Annotated in this window: 14 protein-coding genes; 7 read left to right on the top strand and 7 right to left on the bottom strand. The window is 44.5% G+C overall.

The window, feature by feature from the left end; all coding sequences use genetic code 11:
- Window positions 1–8: 8 nt before the first annotated feature.
- Complete coding sequence (ccoN, locus tag DLE54_RS08120; protein ID WP_110816818.1) at window positions 9–1,499, bottom strand: cytochrome-c oxidase, cbb3-type subunit I; 1,491 nt, start codon at window positions 1,497–1,499, stop codon at window positions 9–11.
- A 669-nt stretch (window positions 1,500–2,168) separates the two neighbouring features.
- Between ccoN and DLE54_RS08115 the strand changes: the two genes are divergently transcribed.
- Complete coding sequence (locus DLE54_RS08115) at window positions 2,169–2,558, top strand: SCP2 sterol-binding domain-containing protein (RefSeq protein WP_011960960.1); 390 nt, start codon at window positions 2,169–2,171, stop codon at window positions 2,556–2,558.
- A gap of 139 nt (window positions 2,559–2,697) precedes the next feature.
- Here DLE54_RS08115 and DLE54_RS08110 read toward each other — a convergent pair whose 3' ends face one another.
- Window positions 2,698–3,270 carry a hypothetical protein gene (locus tag DLE54_RS08110; protein WP_110816817.1) on the bottom strand — a complete coding sequence of 191 codons (573 nt, stop codon included), beginning with the start codon at window positions 3,268–3,270 and terminating at the stop codon, window positions 2,698–2,700.
- A gap of 269 nt (window positions 3,271–3,539) precedes the next feature.
- Entirely contained in the window at window positions 3,540–4,508 is a 969-nt protein-coding gene (locus DLE54_RS08105) for a hypothetical protein (RefSeq protein ID WP_011960958.1), read from the bottom strand.
- 408 nt (window positions 4,509–4,916) lie between these two features.
- On the opposite strand from DLE54_RS08105, the gene DLE54_RS08100 reads away from it, so the two are divergent.
- The 6 genes from DLE54_RS08100 to DLE54_RS08075 all read left to right on the top strand — a co-directional run bounded on the left by DLE54_RS08100 (window position 4,917) and on the right by DLE54_RS08075 (window position 13,222).
- A complete protein-coding gene (locus tag DLE54_RS08100; protein ID WP_110816816.1) occupies window positions 4,917–6,152 on the top strand; it encodes a lipoprotein-releasing ABC transporter permease subunit in 1,236 nt (411 codons plus the stop codon).
- Between the two features lie 73 nt (window positions 6,153–6,225).
- Window positions 6,226–6,912, top strand: a complete 687-nt coding sequence (gene lolD / locus DLE54_RS08095; protein ID WP_011960956.1) for a lipoprotein-releasing ABC transporter ATP-binding protein LolD — start codon at window positions 6,226–6,228, stop codon at window positions 6,910–6,912.
- 78 nt (window positions 6,913–6,990) lie between these two features.
- The gene (locus DLE54_RS08090) at window positions 6,991–10,134 is read left to right on the top strand and encodes a ComEC/Rec2 family competence protein (RefSeq protein ID WP_110816815.1); all 3,144 of its coding nucleotides are present in this window, start codon (window positions 6,991–6,993) and stop codon (window positions 10,132–10,134) included.
- Window positions 10,135–10,447: 313 nt separating this feature from the next.
- Window positions 10,448–11,512, top strand: a complete 1,065-nt coding sequence (sppA, locus tag DLE54_RS08085; RefSeq protein WP_110816814.1) for a signal peptide peptidase SppA — start codon at window positions 10,448–10,450, stop codon at window positions 11,510–11,512.
- Window positions 11,513–12,394, top strand: a complete 882-nt coding sequence (locus DLE54_RS08080; RefSeq protein ID WP_011960953.1) for an alpha/beta fold hydrolase — start codon at window positions 11,513–11,515, stop codon at window positions 12,392–12,394.
- A gap of 9 nt (window positions 12,395–12,403) precedes the next feature.
- Window positions 12,404–13,222, top strand: a complete 819-nt coding sequence (locus DLE54_RS08075; protein ID WP_110816813.1) for a CPBP family intramembrane glutamic endopeptidase — start codon at window positions 12,404–12,406, stop codon at window positions 13,220–13,222.
- Window positions 13,223–13,324: 102 nt separating this feature from the next.
- On the opposite strand, the gene dusA is transcribed toward DLE54_RS08075, so the two are convergent.
- The 4 genes from dusA to DLE54_RS08055 form a co-directional block, all read right to left on the bottom strand.
- Entirely contained in the window at window positions 13,325–14,371 is a 1,047-nt protein-coding gene (dusA, locus tag DLE54_RS08070) for a tRNA dihydrouridine(20/20a) synthase DusA (protein ID WP_110816812.1), read from the bottom strand.
- Window positions 14,372–14,507: 136 nt separating this feature from the next.
- Window positions 14,508–15,761 carry an MFS transporter gene (locus DLE54_RS08065; protein ID WP_227535679.1) on the bottom strand — a complete coding sequence of 418 codons (1,254 nt, stop codon included), beginning with the start codon at window positions 15,759–15,761 and terminating at the stop codon, window positions 14,508–14,510.
- Window positions 15,762–15,904: 143 nt separating this feature from the next.
- The gene (locus tag DLE54_RS08060) at window positions 15,905–17,599 is read right to left on the bottom strand and encodes a phospholipase D family protein (protein WP_413775374.1); all 1,695 of its coding nucleotides are present in this window, start codon (window positions 17,597–17,599) and stop codon (window positions 15,905–15,907) included.
- Between the two features lie 333 nt (window positions 17,600–17,932).
- The gene (locus DLE54_RS08055; protein WP_110816810.1) at window positions 17,933–18,862 is read right to left on the bottom strand and encodes an NAD(P)-dependent oxidoreductase; all 930 of its coding nucleotides are present in this window, start codon (window positions 18,860–18,862) and stop codon (window positions 17,933–17,935) included.
- Between the last annotated feature and the right edge of the window lie 16 nt (window positions 18,863–18,878).

The raw sequence follows: 18,878 nt of genomic DNA, 5'->3' as shown, positions 1-18,878 counted from the left end.
TTGCTGGTTTACACGTTAACAGGCTGAGTGTCTTCGTCATCATTGACGATGGGGCTATGATTTGTTGGATCGGCTTCATCCACAGGACGAGCACTTGGCATTTTGATCGTCTTATAAGCATTATAAGCCATCACAAACATACCACTGACGTATAACAAACCACCGAAGGCACGACCGATGTACGGATAATGTGAGAACGTTACTGTTTCAATAAAGTTGTAAGCAAGCGTTCCATCTGGGTTTGTTTGACGCCACATCATGCCTTGACCAATACCTGAAATCCACATAGAAACGATGTAGAAAATCGTACCAGCAGTTGCAAGCCAGAAGTGAGTATTAATTAAACTAATAGAGTACATTTTAGGCTTATTAAATATGCGTGGGATTAACACATATAAAGAACCCATGGTAATTAAACCTACCCAACCTAGCGCACCTGAGTGTACGTGACCTACTGTCCAGTCAGTGTTATGCGATAAAGCATTCACAGTTTTGATAGACATCATTGGGCCTTCGAAAGTTGACATCGCGTAGAACGATAAAGCAACAATCAAGAAGCGAATGATAGGGTCAGTACGTAATTTGTCCCAGCTACCAGAAAGCGTTAGTACACCGTTAATCATACCACCCCATGACGGTGCGAATAAGATAACAGAGAAAACCATCGCCAAAGACTGAGTCCAGTCAGGAAGTGCTGAATAGTGTAAATGGTGTCCACCAGCCCACATGTACGAGGCGATAAGCGCCCAGAAGTGTACAATAGATAGACGGTATGAATAAATAGGACGGCCAATCTGTACCGGTACGAAGTAGTACATCATACCCAAGAAGGCTGCCGTTAAGTAGAAGCCTACTGCGTTGTGACCATACCACCACTGAACCATAGCATCGGTAGCACCACCAAATAATGAGTACGACTTAAATAAGCCTAGTGGAATGGCCATGCTGTTTACAATATGAAGTAAAGCAATAGTGATAATGAAAGCAGCAAAGAACCAGTTCGCCACATAGATATGTGAGGTCTTACGTTTAATAAGTGTACCGAAGAAAACGATAGCGTAAGAGATCCAAACAACAGCAATTAAGATGTCAATTGGCCACTCAAGTTCCGCATACTCTTTAGTAGAGGTGATACCTAAAGGTAGGGTGATAACCGCAGACACAATAACGGCTTGCCAACCCCAGAAGGTAAACCACGCTAAATAAGGCGCGAAAAGTCTGGTTTTACAAGTACGCTGTACGATGTAGTAGGAAGTTGCAAATAAAGCAGAACCACCAAACGCAAAAATAACCGCGTTAGTGTGCAGCGGTCTTAAACGGCTAAAAGTTAGCCAGGGGATATCAAAGTTAAGGGCAGGCCAAGCTAACTGTGAGGCGATAAACACCCCAAGACTCATGCCTATAATCCCCCAGACGATTGTCATGATAGTAAAATATCTGACAACAGTGATTTCGTAATCACGATCGACTGGAGAGACTGCTGTGTTATTTATACTCATTGGAATATTTCCTTTACAGCCTTAAGTATCAAAGGTTTCAACCAAAAAGAGCCTGAAAAAGAACTTAATTCTGAATAAGGAGGCAGGAGCAAAACCACGCCTGGTGTAGACACTATTGCAGCAATTAAAGTTAATAATGGCTCAACTTATGAGGGGTAAATGTGACAGTAACCCTCTCATTTGTTTGGCTGTTATACCTGATGTTATCTAAATATGAAGCTATTGTAACGCATAGGATACAAAATATCATCTGACGAAACAGTCAAATACAAAAAAACCCGTAAAATTTTTATGGGTAATCTTCAAGAATCTGTGCAGTAGCCAGGGCTTGATATAAAGATTTATCTAAGATTCGCTTAAGATTGGGTGATGCTATCGATATATTTGTAACAATAAAGTGAGCTGTACATTCAAAAACACACCGTACCTTTTTTATTTTTTGCTACAATTTCGATGGCTACTTACTTAAGCTTATTTCTTCTATAGCTATTAATTGCTATAGTGATTAAAGCGAGCAATGACAAGTTTGCTCTTAAATAACGGGTATCAATGTTACTGTCCTGGCTATATAACTTAGTAGATAAATAGTTATATAAAAAGGTCCCATAAGTGATATTTTAACTTTATTTTTAGGTTAACTCTATTTTTTATTTGAAAAGGAAGAATTTTATGGCAGTTTTTTTAACAGATGAATGGTTTAACGAAGTTGATCGTCTAACCAAAGAAGCAGGAGAGTTAAATCTTCCGCCAGCTTTAGCAAACATGAAGCTTAATTTGAAGGTCACGAATACCGCCAATGGCGATGTAGATGCCTCTTTGGTGGACGGTGTCTTAAAAAAAGGTGCGTCAGATGCCAATACCACAATTAATATCGATGAAGAGACCTTAAAAGCAATCGCTTTAAAAGGCGATATGAATGAAGCGATGAATGCCTTTATGTCAGGTAAAATCCGTATTGATGGTGATATGGGCCAGGTCATGGCGCTACAGACTACCAAGCCTTCGGCTGAACAAAAAGAGCTGTTCAAAAAAATCTATTCAATGACCGAGCAAGGCTAATAGCTTTTAAATTAACAGCAAAAAAAAGAGCTTAGGATAATTTCTAAGCTCTTTTTTTGTCAGGATTTTTAATGAGCCACTGTGTCATAAAAATCTCAACAATCAGTGCAGCTGTTGAAACGGCTCAATTAAGCAATAACTAGGCTAAATGCACTAAATAAAACATAAGTAGCATGCCTGAGAGTAAAAAGCTTACTGACATGATGCTAATAGAGTCAGCAACTTTGGCACCAAAGATTAGCTTAATGTGTTGATGAAGATTAGGCTGAGTGGCAAAAATACCATGGGCATGAGTAGGAGCTGATAAAGGCGCATCAGGGTTAGAGATTGATCCAACCTGAACCTCTTTACTAGAAAAAGCAGCTAACGTAGAGGAGGGCTGTTGAGGTGTTGAATCATTAGAAGCTGATTGGTTACTAGAGTATAAAGTTTGAGTGGCCAGTAAGTCTGTATCAGGCGTCTTGGCATACAGTTTGGAGGGTTTGATAGTAACGCAAGGCACTGTTTCTAGAGCTGATGTTTTTAAAGGTGAGGTGACATCTTCTTGAGCAGACATCTTATCTACCGCTTGCAAGGTGTTACTTTGAAGCACAAGGTTATGGCTCACAGTACTATTACCCATAATACTATGCTCCGCCTTAGCTGAATAAGCAGAAAAAGGTAGGGTTGCGGGCGCCGTAGTAAAGGTTTTGTTTGGCGTAGAGACTTTCATAGGCACACAATTATGAAAGGGATAAGACACGATGACTTATTTTCTTTCATTGTAGAGAAGTTGATTAATACTAACCTGAATTTATTAACATTGTAAACAGCGTCTTTGTTGCAATTATTACAAGGGCAATCTTTTTTGTATCAGAATGTGTTATGAGGCTTTTTTTGGCTAAAATTTTCACCTTATGTTTATCTTTTCATAAAAAAAGCCCAGTGTGTCTACTGAGCTATTTTTATTCAATATCTTAAAGTATTTAAGTTAATCAAACATTAAACAGCATTATTTTGATTTTCATAATAAATGGCCGCTTGAAGCCAAATATTGGCCTGAATGTAATCATTGACTTCAATAGCACTGACTTCAGCTGTAGTGGGTGTTGCCATACGTACCACAAAAGGATCGGCGTCTGGCTCACGCAAAATGGCCACATCAAAAACAGTCAGTGGACGATCATATAACGTCTCTTGCTGCTTGCCTAACACTTGGCCTTGGCACCAAGCCTCATCTTCTTGGCCTAAGGTTTCACCAAATAAGTAGGCACACATATTGCCTAGATTAATCTCAACCGGAGCCAAAGCTTCGTCACTATCAGGTTGCCACTGCTCTATTTGTTGGTCTAAATCTTGGGGAATCACACCATTATTGTTAGCGACAATATCATTATAGGCACGGTGGTAGCGGATGGCTTCTGGATCTTCTACCAAAATGATCTCATCTTTGCTGCTTGGCTTAATCGAGTAAGCCCAAGCGCTAAAGTTCACGAAATACTGCTGATCTTGGCGGTATAAAGACTGGTTCACAGTATACATTTGGTCGAAGGCATAAATCACGCTACCATCTTCGCTAACTAAGCGCAGTACGGCATCTTGAGTATCCTCATTAGCGATGATGCGCTCAATTTTGCAGGTGAGGCCGTAAGGACTATTAACACAAGGATAGGCGTTAATAAAGTTTTGCGGTTTGCCCTGTTTCATGGCCAGTACCTGATTGATATGGCACATGTGATTACACGACAGCAAAAGGTTTGATAAGCTGTCTTTGGTAAGCGAAGCATGTAAACCTGCAGCAATGGTGGCATCATCAATAGAGCTTTTTAGCCAGTTGGGCACATCATCCTCTACCTTGTCAGTTAAAATGCGCCAGTGATCGCCATGACCGGCTGTCTGTTCAGCTGTTAAGGCAATAGTCACTGGGCGAGTGTCGGGATGTTGGCTATATTTATAAGTTTGAGTGGTCATAATATGTTTATACTTTTGATGGTTGGCTTTAAGGAGTGGCTACATCTTTGCTAAAGGTCTGTTATTACCTAAGGATATGTGATATCGCCTTAGTATATAAGTTAAATAAGCTAACTAAAAAATAAGATATATCGTGAGCCAAGCAACAGGCTCTTATATTAACTAAATAGGGGCAACTTATTTGAATACAAGATCATAGGGTTAATATAGCCAAGCTTAGATAAAAAAATAATATTTTTTTTGTGTCTAAAATTAAAAACACAGACAGTTATAATAAAGTAACTGCAGCAATCAAGCATAGCCAAGTTAGCGCTGTTTGTGTCAAACTATGGGTTTTTGTTGTGTCCTTCACTTCTCATTTTAGTCATCACCTATTATTTATTACCGAATAGGTTAAGAGCCTGTATTATGTTTCGTCCATTAGCCTTATTTTTAGGATTACGTTATACGCGCGCTGAGCGTAGTAACCGCTTTATCTCATTAATTTCATTAATTTCTATGGTGGGATTGACCCTTGGGGTCGCAGTATTGATTACGGTCTTGTCCGTCATGAACGGTTTTGATCGGGAGCTTAAGACCAGGATTTTGGGTATGGTGCCCCAAGCGACCGTCACTTCAGCGGAGATTATCCCTGATTGGAAAAACCTCGCCAATGAAATTAAAAAAGACCCCGAAGTACATGCAGTGGCGCCCTTTATTGAGCTACAAGGCATGTTAACTTCTAATGGTCAGGTGGCCGGCATTATGGTCACTGGGGTTGAGCCTGAGTATGAAAAAAATGTCTCTATCATCAATGAGCACATGGTTGAGGGCAGCATAGACACCCTAAAAGATGGCGACTTTAGTATTGTGCTTGGTGAGAGCATGGTGGAGGCCTTGGGCCTACAAGTGGGTGATAAGGTGACTTTGGTATTGCCAGAAGCGTCGCCATCGCCTGCAGGCGTTATTCCTCGTTTTAAGCGCTTTACCTTAACGGGCGTGTTTAATATTAGCCGTGAAGTAGATAACCTAGTGGCGTTTATTCCTATGGGTGATGCGGCGACGCTTTTGCGCTTACCTGAGGGCGCGCAAGGCATTCGAATGAAGCTTGATAATATTTTCTTAGCGCCTCAAGTGGCTCAGCGTGCTGCTAAAATCAATCCGCAGCAGCTGTTTCCCAATGACTGGACACGTACTCATGGCAATTTATTTGGTGCAATCCAAATGGAGAAGGCCATGGTGGGGTTATTGCTGTTTTTAATCATCATCGTCGCCGCTTTTAATATTGTCTCAAGTTTGGTGATGCTGGTAACTGATAAAAAAGCGGATATTGCAATTTTAAAGACCTTTGGCGCCTCTCCAAAACTCATTACCCAAGTATTTATGGTACAAGGACTGGTTATCGGTGTCATTGGTACGGTAGCGGGTACTATTTTGGGGGTGGTTTTGGCACTGACCATTGGCGATTTGCTAGGCTGGGTCAACCAAGCATTTAACCTACATTTATTTGATGCGTACTTTATCAATTATCTGCCCACAGAGCTGCGCTGGCTAGATGTGCTGATCATCACCAGCACCTCATTCTTATTGAGCTTTTTGGCGACCATTTATCCCGCTCGCCGAGCAGCCAATATTCAGCCGGCCCAAACCTTACGCTACGAATAAATAAAAATAAGCCGCTTCATTGGGTTTATATAAACTCAGAGGTGGCCTTAGAAATAGGTATTGAGAAAACAGTATGTCAGAAATTTTAGTCGCAAAAGATATTAATAAAATCTACGATGAGGGCAATATCCGCACTCAGGTGCTGACCGGGCTTAATTTAACCGTTAAAGCCGGTGAGCGCATTGCCATTGTAGGTACCAGTGGCTCAGGCAAAAGTACGTTGCTGCATTTATTGGGCGGGCTTGATGTACCAAGCTCAGGTGAAGTATGGCTACATGGTCAGTGTTTAAATAACATGAACGAAACTGAGCGCGGTGAGATGCGCAATAAGCACTTAGGTTTTATTTATCAGTTTCACCATCTGTTGCCCGAATTTACCGCTATTGAGAACGTGGCCATGCCGCTATTGCTACGTAAAGAGGTGCCTATTAAAGAGGCGCGCCAGCAGGCCGTGGACTTGCTTGAGCGAGTGGGGCTTGGGCACAGATTAGAGCATCGCCCTGGTGAGTTGTCTGGCGGGGAGCGTCAGCGGGTAGCCATTGCTCGAGCCTTGGTAACCAAGCCCTCGCTCGTCTTAGCGGATGAGCCGACAGGTAACTTAGATTATGACAATGCCCAAAGTATCTTTGCGCTGTTGGCTGAGCTTCAAGACACCATGAAAACGGCGCTCCTTATGGTCACTCATGACAGAAATCTGGCGGCCATGGCCGATCGTCAAATGCTGCTAAAAAACGGTAAGTGGGAAGCGTTTTCGGATTAGGCCTTTATGTTAGCTGCCTTATGATTGTTGTACGCTTCTGCTAAGAAAGTCACGATAGACAATAATAAGGATAGGTAGTTGATTTGGCTAATGGCACTTGTGGCACTGGTTTTGATGTTGGCCATTTTGCAGATGACGCCTGATCAGCTGTTATTGATGGGGTATCAACTAGCCCCTGAGGTCGGAGCAGAACGTTGGCAGTACGCCAGTTATGTGCAGCTTATCGGTTTAGCGCTGGTGTGGCTACTGCGCTATGGATATATGGCTTGGCATAGGCGCCGGTTGTCTTATTCAATCGGCGTGGCTACCCAGCCGCAGCTTTTGCCTTTTGCGCCTTATACTCAAGTTGCGTCTTATACTAAAGCGCCCTCTTTGGTTGTGAATCACTCAGTTGATCTGCTTACGCCCGCCACTACCACTAACTCCTCAGCTTTTGCTAAACCCTCAATGTCACCCTCATATTTTGCACTGCCTAGGATTTTTAAAAAGCCAACTGTTTCAGGCATTGTGCCCGCTTTATTAACCTTAATTGCTGTGGGTCTGTTTTGGTCAGCTACGTTATGTCATAGTGTGGCACAGCGTCTGAGCGCCATTGAGCAGGCGCCGACAAGGCCCCTCTATGTCAACGCCTTGGTTACGCCTATTGGCTTAAGTGACAAAAGGCTCACCTTTGAGGCTGCTAAAGCAGTGTCACTGTCCTCTGAGGGAGGTGTAAACCCAAAGTTAAACCCTCAAAAAAAGCAGGTGGCGCAAGGCTATCGCCAATTGGTACGCTTAACCAATATACGCCCTTATCACTCTATGGCTGCTACTGCCTCACAGCAAGGCATTATTAAATTAGACAATCCATTTTATCTGGCCAATCCCACTCAAAAAATACCGAATAAAAACTCTGTCAGCCAAAACAAACCGCAAACCATTAATCACAGCCAAAACGCCTCAAAGACCCAAGCGTTATCCCTTAACGCACCTGCCAAAAGCCGCTTACCCAGTAGTATGACAGTGATGTTACAAAGTTATCGCGGTCAGCAGCAGTGGCTCAATGATCTGGCAGCTAATCAGCAGCTGACCATGTCTTTAGCGCTTACTCCTATTGAATTTAAAGCGCATGATGAGGTGGAGGACTTCGATGAGTATCGTTGGCTAAGTAGCCGCCATGCCACTGCAAAGGCAAAGCTTATCCATGCTGATGTTAAAAAAGCATTCATAAACCCTAAGCTTAGTGTGCCCCAGACAATTAATCAGCAGCGTTTTTTATTGCGTGAGCACTTTTTGGCATTAAGGCAGCAGCGCACGGCACGCGATCCTCAGCAAATAAATCCACAGCAAGGGCTGGCGGTGACTTTAAGCCTGCTCACCGGTGACCGCAGTTTAATCAGTCAAGAGATGAGCGGCTTATATCGCTTTGCAGGGATATCCCATTTATTGGCAATCTCCGGTACCCATGTTTTATTCTTGGCCCTGCTGTGTGCAGGGATAGTTACCACGATAATTACTTGCTTTTGGCCTATCTGGTATGCTCGCATACCGCGGTGGCAGTGGGCGTTTGGTATCGCTGTGGTGGTCGCCTTTGGCTATGCATTATTTGCAGGCTTTGATGTCCCAGCAGTGCGTACGGCGTTTATGCTACTTATTGTGGGGCTGCTGCGTTATGTGTTGGCAGCGCCGGCTACCTTAAAAGTGCTGCTGTGGCTAGCAGTGGGCATGGCTTGGGTCGATATTTTTGTATTATGGCAAGCTGGGTTTTGGCTATCTTTTATAGCGGTCGCAGCTTTGGTGGCTTATGGTCAGCGCTGGCAGGTGAGCCCCTCTTCTAGACAGGAGGTGGGTCGTGCTACAAACACCGGCGTCTTGCAGCGTTTAAGGGTGACGCTTAAAGCGCACTTTGTGGCCTTATTTAAACTACAAATGTGGATGTCGGTGGCTTTATTACCGCTGAGTTTATGGCTGTTTGGCAAAGTATCTTTGTGGGGCTTTGTCATTAATTTATTTGCCATTGGTCTATTTGGCTGGGTGATTGTGCCGCTAAATTTGTTAGCAGGTGTGCTGTATGCGGCTTGGCCTAGCAGCTCAGTGTTGCCGGATAAAATCTGGTCCTTTTTATTTTGGCTGCTCGATGGTTTGCATCAGCTGCTTTTTCAGCTACAAACCCGTTTTGAGCAAGTAGGCTGGCTTTATACTGAGCTTGATATCTCACTGCTGTTGTTGCTGTTTATGGTGCTACTGCCATTTTTGTTGCCTAAAGGCGTGCTTAACAGATTGCTTGCGCTAGCGCCATTGAGTCTGATCGCGGCCATGAGTGTTGCTTCAACGACGGCTCAACACCGCTTAGCTGAGTCTCAATCAAGTGCTACAAGCCTTGATACGCAAGCAGTAAACATAAAGGTGCTTAATCTAAATAATTTGCAGTATGCCGCCACCCTTATTTATAGTCATTCAGATGCTTGGCTGTTGTTATCGGGCTACCCTAAAGCCTATCTACAGCCGAGCCCGCAACTAACTGATGAGCAAACCAAGCAGATATCAACCGCTTTGTACGATCAGATACAGCGCCAAGATATAAAGCAGTTGACCGGAGTGGTGGTGCAAACAAATACCCCTGAGCTGGCGGCTGTGGTGTCTAAATTAGATGAGTATATTCCACTGTCGTATTATTGGCAGGCAGGCCTTAACGCTAATAAGACGATGATACAAGCTCAGATGCAGGGCAGTACACTACTGGCACAAAGCTGTGAGGCCAACCAAAGCTGGCAGACGCAGCACCGCTCTGAGGAGGGTGGCGGCTGGTCATTAACTGCTGTTACCGGCTGGCCACAGCTTAATGACAGACAGCTTTTAGATTGCACGCTTAAGCTTAGCGGCACGCAGACATTTTGGCTGCATGACCAACAAGATCTGCGTGCGCTGACAGCCAAGCCTAAAAGGTATGCTCAGCATAAGGCGGGGGCAAGCTTAGCGCCAAGCGCACACAATGCAGTGATTTTTTATAGTAGCCGGCAGGCCAAGCTTGGCAAGTTGTGGCCGCTTATGTGTGAGCAAACAGATCAAGTCTTGGCTCAGCACTGGATTACCCCATCTCAAGCGTATCTGGCTCCGGCTTTAATTGACGTATTTCAGCCCTTAACCTGGCATATTGGTGGTCAAGTATTTAGTAGAACCACTGTGAAGTTAAAAGACAGTCATTTGTACTGGCAGCAGCACTATCTTATGAGTGATGAGTAATATTAAATGACTTAAAATTGGTGAAACAATTGATCATAAATAGTATCAATATCTCATCGCTTAGTGAGAACGTAAGTAAACAATGACTCAATGACAAAAGCAAATGACGTCATCGACTACTTAGGCCTAACAATAAGATTTGAATTAATATTTTACAGAATTACCGCTGACAGACATAGGCGTTGTAAGGTATGGTGGCAACTGCTAAAAAAGCGGTATGGTGTCTTATTTACGCCATTAAGTGACGCAATAAAAATTACTGCTTTATCAGCAAAATAAACACATTAATCTAAAAGTAGGATTCACATTTTATATGTCAAACTGGCCGCCAGATCCAAATAAAGCTCCCGATAACACCCCCACACCCAACAACTCAGACAATCCATCACCGCGAGTAATGCCGGTAAGCTCTGGGGGCCGAGAGTGGCACTTGCTTGAAAAAACCTTATTGGCAAGCATTGAAGAGCAGCGCCGTGCTCGACGCTGGCGCGTGATTTCTAAAGTATTAAGCTTGCTTACCTTACTGCTATTATTTTTTATGCTCAGCCGCAGTTGTAGTACTGCCGAGAGCATTAGCAGCGTTGATGTGACCAAGCCGCATATTGCTGTGGTGGATTTGCAAGGGGTCATTAGTGCTGATAATACCGCTAATGCCTACGATGTTAGCGCTGCTTTATCTGAAGCATTCGAATCAAAAGGCGCCAAGGCTGTCGTGTTGAATATCAACTCGCCCGGTGGCTCTCCGGTGCAGTCAGATGAGATTTGGCAGACCATGATGTCGCTACGTAAAGAGCACCCCAATAAAAAGCTGTACGCGGTGATCGGTGATATGGGCGCTTCAGGGGCATATTACATTGCTTCTGCGGCTGATGAGATTTACGTTAATCCTTCAAGCTTGGTTGGCTCAATTGGTGTTATTATGCCAGGCTATAACCTAAAAGGCTTGATGGATAAGTACGGTGTAAAAGATGCCACACTGACGGCTGGTGAGTACAAAGATATCCTAAGCATGAGCCGTGATTTAACAGACTTTGAAAAGCAGCACATCAAAGGCGTGTTAGACAATACGCATAAGCATTTTATTGATGCTGTGAAAAAAGGTCGCGGCGACAGACTAAAAAATCCAGAAGACAATAAGCTATTTACTGGGCTGTTCTGGACAGGTGAGCAAGCCATTGCTTTGGGTCTGGCCGATAAAAAGGGCAGCTTAATGAGCTTGGAAAAAGAGCTGGATATTGATAATGTAGTAGATTACACCCCAGTTGATCCGATGCAGATGTTCTTAAATAACTTTGCTCTACAATTGGGCTCTGGTATTGGTTCTTCGGTAGAACTAAAGCTATTGCCAGAGGAACAAACTTCAGCTGAGATGAAATAAATGTCAACACTACCTCGTCCTCTTAACTTAGATTTTTCACGCTTACCTGTGTCAAAGCTGACCGGTAAGCCTGTTATTCATTTTGCCCATGCCAATGGTATGCCAAGCCAAGTCTACCAGCCACTCTTTGAGCAGCTACAGGAGCATTTTACGGTGGAGTATATCCCAGTTCTGGGCTTTGATGAGTTGGGCGAGGTCAGTTATCCCATTGATAATCACTGGAAGAGCTTAACAGATCAAGTGATTGATAGTATTCAAAGCGTGGTCAACAAGCACAAGGTGCCGGTGATAGGGCTTGGCCATTCATTAGGGGCTTTGTGTACCCTACAGGCGATGTACCGTAAGCCTAAGCTATTTATGCAATCGGTATTGATGGATCCACCGCTTATTTATGGCCGTGATAACTTGTTGTGGCATGCCGCTAAGCTATTGTCAGCAAAAACCGTGGATAAGATGTCACCTGCCGGTATCTCTAAGCATCGCCGCGATGTGTGGGACAGTCGTGAGCAGGCGCGTCAGCTTTTGCGACCTAAGACTTTTTTTAAAAACTTCGATCCACGCACCTTTGAGGGCTACATTCAGCATGGCTTGCGCAGTCTACCCGATGGTACAGTGACCCTAACCATTCCAAAAGACGCTGAAGTTGCCGTGTTTCGTACGAATCCCTCTTGGTATTGGTTAAAACCCAATAAACCACCCAAAAAGCCGGTGACTCTAATTATTGGTGATGACAGTCAGTTTTATAAACGCAGCTTTCCGCCCAAGATACGTAAGCGGCTGTCTATCCCCTTTAAGCTACATGCTGGCGGACACATGTTCCCGCTAGAGTATCCTGACTCTGTGGTGTCGTTAATTTTGGCAACCATTGCTGAACAAGGCTAAAAATAAACCATGAGCCATCGGCTATACAGATCTACGGATAAAGCTATTTTAGATGCGCCCCCACCCAAGCTATTTTCTAAAGCTGGCGTGGGGGCGTTGTATATTGGCATTGTGGGTCTGTTTTTGGCACTGCAGCTGCTTGGGGTGTATCTGTTCGCCCCTTATGTGTTTAATGAACAGACGCTGACCGCTGCGCAGCGCTTTGGTATGGGCAGTTATAACGGCACAGTGACCAGCTATGCGATGATATTTACTTTGGTGGTATTGCTGTTGGCAATAGCGGCGCTGATTAAAGTACGGCTGCGTCAGGTTACCCTAAACAGTAGCACCTTACCCGGTTTGTCTCATAACCACAGTGTGGCGGATTATTTGGCAATTAAGCCTTTTGCACCGCGCATAGCTCTGGGTATCTTTGGGCTGTGGCTGCTATTTATGTTTGCGACTGAGGCGGTGACTTATTGGCTTGAAAAAGACCCCACCGCTTTTGTCGATGAGCTGTATGCCAGTGCAGACCCAAAATGGTTGTTGATAGCAGTCATGGTGGTGGCTGCGCCTATTTATGAAGAGGTGATGTTCCGCGGCATTTTATGGACGGCAACAAAAGAGCAGTTTGAGGGCGAGACTGGGGTATGGGTGGCAAGTTTGGTGACCAGTATTTTGTTTGCCATTATCCACTTACAATATGCGTTTTATGAGATGAGCGTGATATTTTTGCTGGCTTTACTGCTCAGTTACGCCCGTGCCAAATCTGGGTCTTTGATGCTGCCGATACTTATTCATATGATGAATAATGGGTTGGCAATGTGGATGTATCTTAATACCCAGTAATATTAGTACCCAGTAATACAGACAAAAAAAGCTCAGTGCCATCAGCACTGAGCTTTTTTTGTCTGTATTATTGGGCGCCATCACGAACAGGCATGATAGGGCTTAATTGAGCGAATTATCAAGCAAATCATCAGTAGCCGCACGCTCAATGATGGCTAGGGTCGCATCAGCTGCTCGGCGAATATCATCGACACTCATTTGCTGCTTACCGCTTAAAGCTTGTCGCCATTTGCGGGCACCGGGCAGACCTTGGAACAACCCCAAGAAGTGACGGGCCAAAGAAGGTAGCGGCTCGCCCTTGGCCACTTGCTGCTCTAAGTAGGGGTACAATTTGGTTAATATCTGTGCGCGACTAGGCGCAGCCTCGCCCCAAAGCGACATCGCTTCGGCCAAGATATAGGGATTGTGGTAGGCAGCACGGCCAATCATGACCCCGTCGACTTGCTGAAGATGGGCTTTGATCTGCTCAATGCTATCAATACCGCCATTAATTTCAATATGTAGCTCAGGAAACGCTTGCTTTAAGCGGTAGACATCCTCATAGCGCAGTGGCGGAATCTCACGGTTTTCTTTAGGGCTTAGTCCGTTTAGCCAAGCGATACGGGCATGAACGATAAAACGCTGACAACCGGCTTCAGCACTGGCACTCACGAAGTCTTGCATAAACTCATAACTGTCATGCTCATCTATGCCAATGCGATGCTTGACAGTCACTGGAATATCAACATGCGCTTGCATATTACGCACCAAGGCGGCTACGGTCTCAGGCTCAGCCATCAAGCAGGCACCTATTTTATTGTGCTGGACTCTATCAGAGGGACAGCCCACATTAATATTAACCTCATTAAAGCCGCGCTTTTGTGCTTCAACAGCACACTGGGTCATCTCGCTAATATCGGCACCGCCTAGCTGTAATACCAGTGGATGCTCAAGTGTGTCATAGCGCAGTAAGCGATCGGTTTTGCCTTGTAAAATGGCACTGGTCGAAATCATCTCAGTATATAAGTAAGTGTGCGGATTAAACAGACGCGCAAAAAAACGATAATCTGTCGTAGTCCAGTCGATCATAGGGGCAACTGAGAGTCGCTTATTGTGCATGAGATCGGCAGAATAAGGCGCTGCGGTGACAGCTGAGGCAGTATCAGTCATAACAGGATAAGTACTCTTAGAATAAAAAGGGGAAGACGATAGGGTTTGTAGCAGACAGCTTGAGCAGCAAAAGGCTCAAGTGATCATTATATCATGACCTGCTTGAGCCGATTTTTGGCTTTTGTGTTTATATTAGCTATAGCTTAATAGATGCATCGAGCGACTTAAACTTAGGCAAACGGTAAATATATAGCCCGATAATAAAGGTGACGATACTCACAAAGATAATGTATAACGCCGGCGAGATGCTGACCAAGTTGGTGGCATAGACCAGACCAAAGGGTAGGGATACCCCCACTATCGCATACATAAAGTTATAAGTGAGCGAAACGGCGGCGACTCGAACCTCGGTGGGAAATAACTGCACTAAGATGACGGAGCCTAGGCTAATAATACCCGTACAGAACCCTAAAATGGCGTACATAAATAAGATAAACGCGCCACCGCCGTTTTCTAAGTGGTAATAAAAGGCTAAAGCCTGCAAGGTCAAGGCGATTGAGCCAATCATTAAAGCCTTACCGGTGCTGCTTTTATCTGCGACTAACCCAAAAAATATACAACCAATCATTAAAAACAGTAAGCCCAAATTATTTGAGAAACTGAGCATAGACTCATCAATACTAAACTTCATAGAAATTAGCCGCGGTAATAGCAAGGCCACAACCATTGTCAAGCTACTCATAATAAAGGTCAGTACTAAGGCTAAGAAAATGGCATTAAAGCGCTTAAATGACGGCCCAATCTCAGATATTTTGGGCATAAACTTCTGTTTGCATTTTTGAGCGGTAAAGATAGGCGTCTCAGGTAAAGTGTGCCACAACATCAAAGACACAAAACTGAGCGTAGCGCCCCAAACAAAAGGAATACGCCAACCACTTTCGATAAGCTCAGTGGGCGTATGGGTGTTGGTAATTACTTCAAATAATAAGTTTGAGCCCAGCTCACCAAGCATAAAGCTTGCGGTGACAAAGCTTAAGTAAGTGGCCAGATTACGCTTGTCTACATGCTCAGCAATATACACCCAGCCTAAGGGGGTGTGCGCACCAAAGGCCATGCCCTGAAACATGCGTGCGATAAAGAATAAGATGGGTGCCAAAATGCCTACTTGGGAGTATGTCGGCAGGCAAGCAGTAATAAGTGCCGTCGCAGCAATAAATGAGGTGCTGATCAAAAGCGCAGGTTTGCGGCCTTTGACATCGGCATAACGGCCCAGCAGCAGCGCCCCAATGGGCCGAGTTAAATAACCGGCGATAAATATGGTAAGTGCTTGTAGCTTGGCGAGTAACGGATCATCATTGGCCGGAAAAAAAGTGGCGCTAATGATATCTGCCATAAAAAGATAGATTAGAAAATCAAAATAGGCGACCGCATTACCAAAGCAAATAACCATTAATTGCTTTGGGGACACCGAGCTTTGGGAATCTGATAAGGCAACAAAAGGCATAGTAAAGGTATCGAGTGATTAAAAGTAAAATGAGCATCCTAAGCGTAACGGATAGGACGCGTCTGCTAATCAAATAAGGGGTATAAAACTTACAACAGCCAGTCAATGGGCATCGAGGACATGACATTAATCCATAATGAATCTATTAAGTCTATGTGCGGCTCTTGCTCATAAATAACCAGCTCAGTATTTTCCAAAGTTTGCCACTGCAGTTGACTGGTTGGGGTCAAGATGACCTTGTAAGCTTGCGATAATAACTGGTCACTAATAGCAGCATGCAATTTTTTGGCCAACGCATCATCTTCAATGACCACGCCCATCTCAGTATTAATATTGGCTGATCTGGGGTCGACATTATAGGAGCCGATGAACACATTGTGATCATCGACAGCAAAAGCTTTGGCATGTAGGCTCGTAGATGACTGAGAGCGAGCCCGCCACAGCTTATTTTCTCTATCTTCTTCAGACGCTGTGGCCTTTAATTCATAGATTTCAATACCCGCTCTTAATAGGGCCACACGCCACTGAGCATAACCGGCATGAACTGCCGAAACGTCAGTGGCATTAAAAGAGTTGGTGAGTATTCTAACCTTAACGCCCTGTTTAGCAAGCTCAATTAAAGTATTTACCCCATCTTTGGTGGGCACAAAGTACGAAGAAACGATAGACAGCTGCTTAGTGGGCGTGCCCAGCAGATCTCTAAGCTGTACCACTAAATGGCTTTCAGGATCTGCTTTTTGAACCAGTTTTTCAACATCATCACTCAAAAAAGTCATGGGAGCCCAGCGAAAAGGCATTCTTTTATTTATTAAGTCAGTATCAATGGTAGAGTTGGCCAAGGCACGATTATAAGCATTGAGCGCCTCTTCGGCTGTCTCTGGGTTCTGTGGGTTTATTTTCTCCAAACTGCTGAAAAACTGCTCGGAGCTGGTTTGTTTATCATAGTTTATCGGTTTGTTAGCTTTGCCTTTTACTAAGGTCTCAATATCATAAGACAAACCTGAGTCCCAATACTGATCAAAGCTGTGTGTCACATCGTCGACCACATTGCCTATTAACAGCACATCAAGATCCGCAAACTGAGTATTTTTATCATTACTTAAGTACTCATTGCCCACATTGCGGCCACCAATGATACTGAGTTTGCGATCAAAGGTCATGCTTTTATTGTGCATGCGGTGGTTAATTCGCTTTAGACTGACTAAATAGTTGAGGGTCTGAAACTTACGATGGGTGAGCGGATTGATTAAGCGGACTGCGATATTAGGGTGGCTAGCAAAGCGCAGTAAGTGCTTATCTAGCGCAGCATTGTTATTAAAATCATCTAATAAAAAGCGCACGATGACGCCGCGATCTGCCGCTTGCCATAATTTTTTTAATAATAATTGGCCAGCTTGATCGTTGTGCCAGATATAGTACTGCACATCGATACTTTTGCTGGCTCTATCGGTCAAAATACTGCGGGCAGCAAAGGCGTTGGCACCTGTGATGATGGTGTGGTAACCCGATAAATGCGGATGGGCTTCGCTTTGCTGGTCAATTGCGCGTGACAATTGTGCTTTTTTGTCCAGCTCTATCTCGGCATCGGTCGCGTTACTGGGCAAGGCTGGCTGTAAGTGTGTATTGTAATTAGCCTGTAAGCGCTGGGTTAATTGAATGCTTTGATTTAAATGTGGCTGTTTTGGTAAGGTATTACAAGCGCTGAGCAATACCGCTAATATCGCCACGCACAGCAGCTTAGCTAGCCCATAGATGCTCAAGTTGGGTAGGTGGGTGGTTAACATTCGTGAGTCGGCCAGTAATACGGACTCAAAAGAGTGGATCACAGGCTGGCTGGATGTCTTGGCTAGCGGACGCTGAGTATTCAAATAATCGCTCAAAATAAGGATACCTTTACCTAAAACTGACCTCAAAGCACTCTGCAATAAGAAGCCAAAGCTGACAGCAGATTAAGCGGCATAAAATTAAACTATTTTACACCCAATTAGTAAGGTTTAAAGTATGTTAAATGTTTACTAAAACAAGACAGGAATAAAACAGCAATAGGACGAATGTAACGCCAATCCATCCTATTGAGGACGGTCAACAAAGCGCAGCTTAGTGCATTGCAGAAGATTTTAATGGTTATCTTTTAAAGTAATGCCGCTCATCAGCTGATAAAACTTAGCAAACTCTGAAAAATCAGCAGAGCCGGGCTCATATTGATTGCTGGCGGCACGCACTAGGCTTGCTACTTGCGCCATAACCGGAGTAGGCACTTGTTTTTCGGTTTGTAAATCAATGGCAATACCGCAGTCTTTGGCCATTAAGTCGATGGTAAAGGTCTTAGGATAGGTTTGATTAACAATGCGATCTGGCAAAGTGACGAGAGTGGCAAAACTTTGACCACTGGCTTTATTGATGCAGGCTAAGGCATCACTTGGGTTGACGCCATGTGCCTTTAACACCGATAACCCTTCTACAGCCGCCCAAGCATTAATGGCAAATAAGGTATTATTGACCGCTTTGACCGCAAAACCCGCCCCCGAGTCACCGACATGGACAATCAGACCGGCAAAGCAGTCGATGGCGCTCTTAGCATAAGCCAACGCTTTGGCTGAGCCGCCGACCATCACCGTTAACGTACCGCTGTCAGCCCCTGAGGTTTGGCCAGAGACAGGAGCATCCAAAAACTCACAGCCCGCAGCATTAAGCTTGGCCTGACTGGCCTTGGCGTTCTCAGGTACACCGCTGGTACAGTCTACCCACACACTGCCAGCGTTAAGGTGTGGCAAGGCTTGTTCAATAAGGTCATCGACTACTTGACTGGTGGGCAGGCAGGAGAAAATGACATCGGCGCTCACCGCTTGCTCTAGGCTGACGGCTTGGGTGCCAAACTCTGCGGCGTGCGCAGTGGCCTTGTCAAAATTTCGATTATAGACCATCACTGTATCAAACGAACCGACTAAGTGCTTGGCCATGTGGTGCCCCATAGCACCTAGGCCGATGAAGCTTACTGAGGTAGGGGCAGCACTGCGAGGCGCAAACGTATCAGGGGTAGAGCTCATGTCAAAATCCTTTATA

Source organism: Psychrobacter sp. YP14 (genome assembly GCF_003209315.1).
Classification (GTDB): domain Bacteria; phylum Pseudomonadota; class Gammaproteobacteria; order Pseudomonadales; family Moraxellaceae; genus Psychrobacter; species Psychrobacter raelei.
Note: the sequence above shows the minus strand (reverse complement) of the source record. Positions and strands in the feature narration are given on the sequence as shown.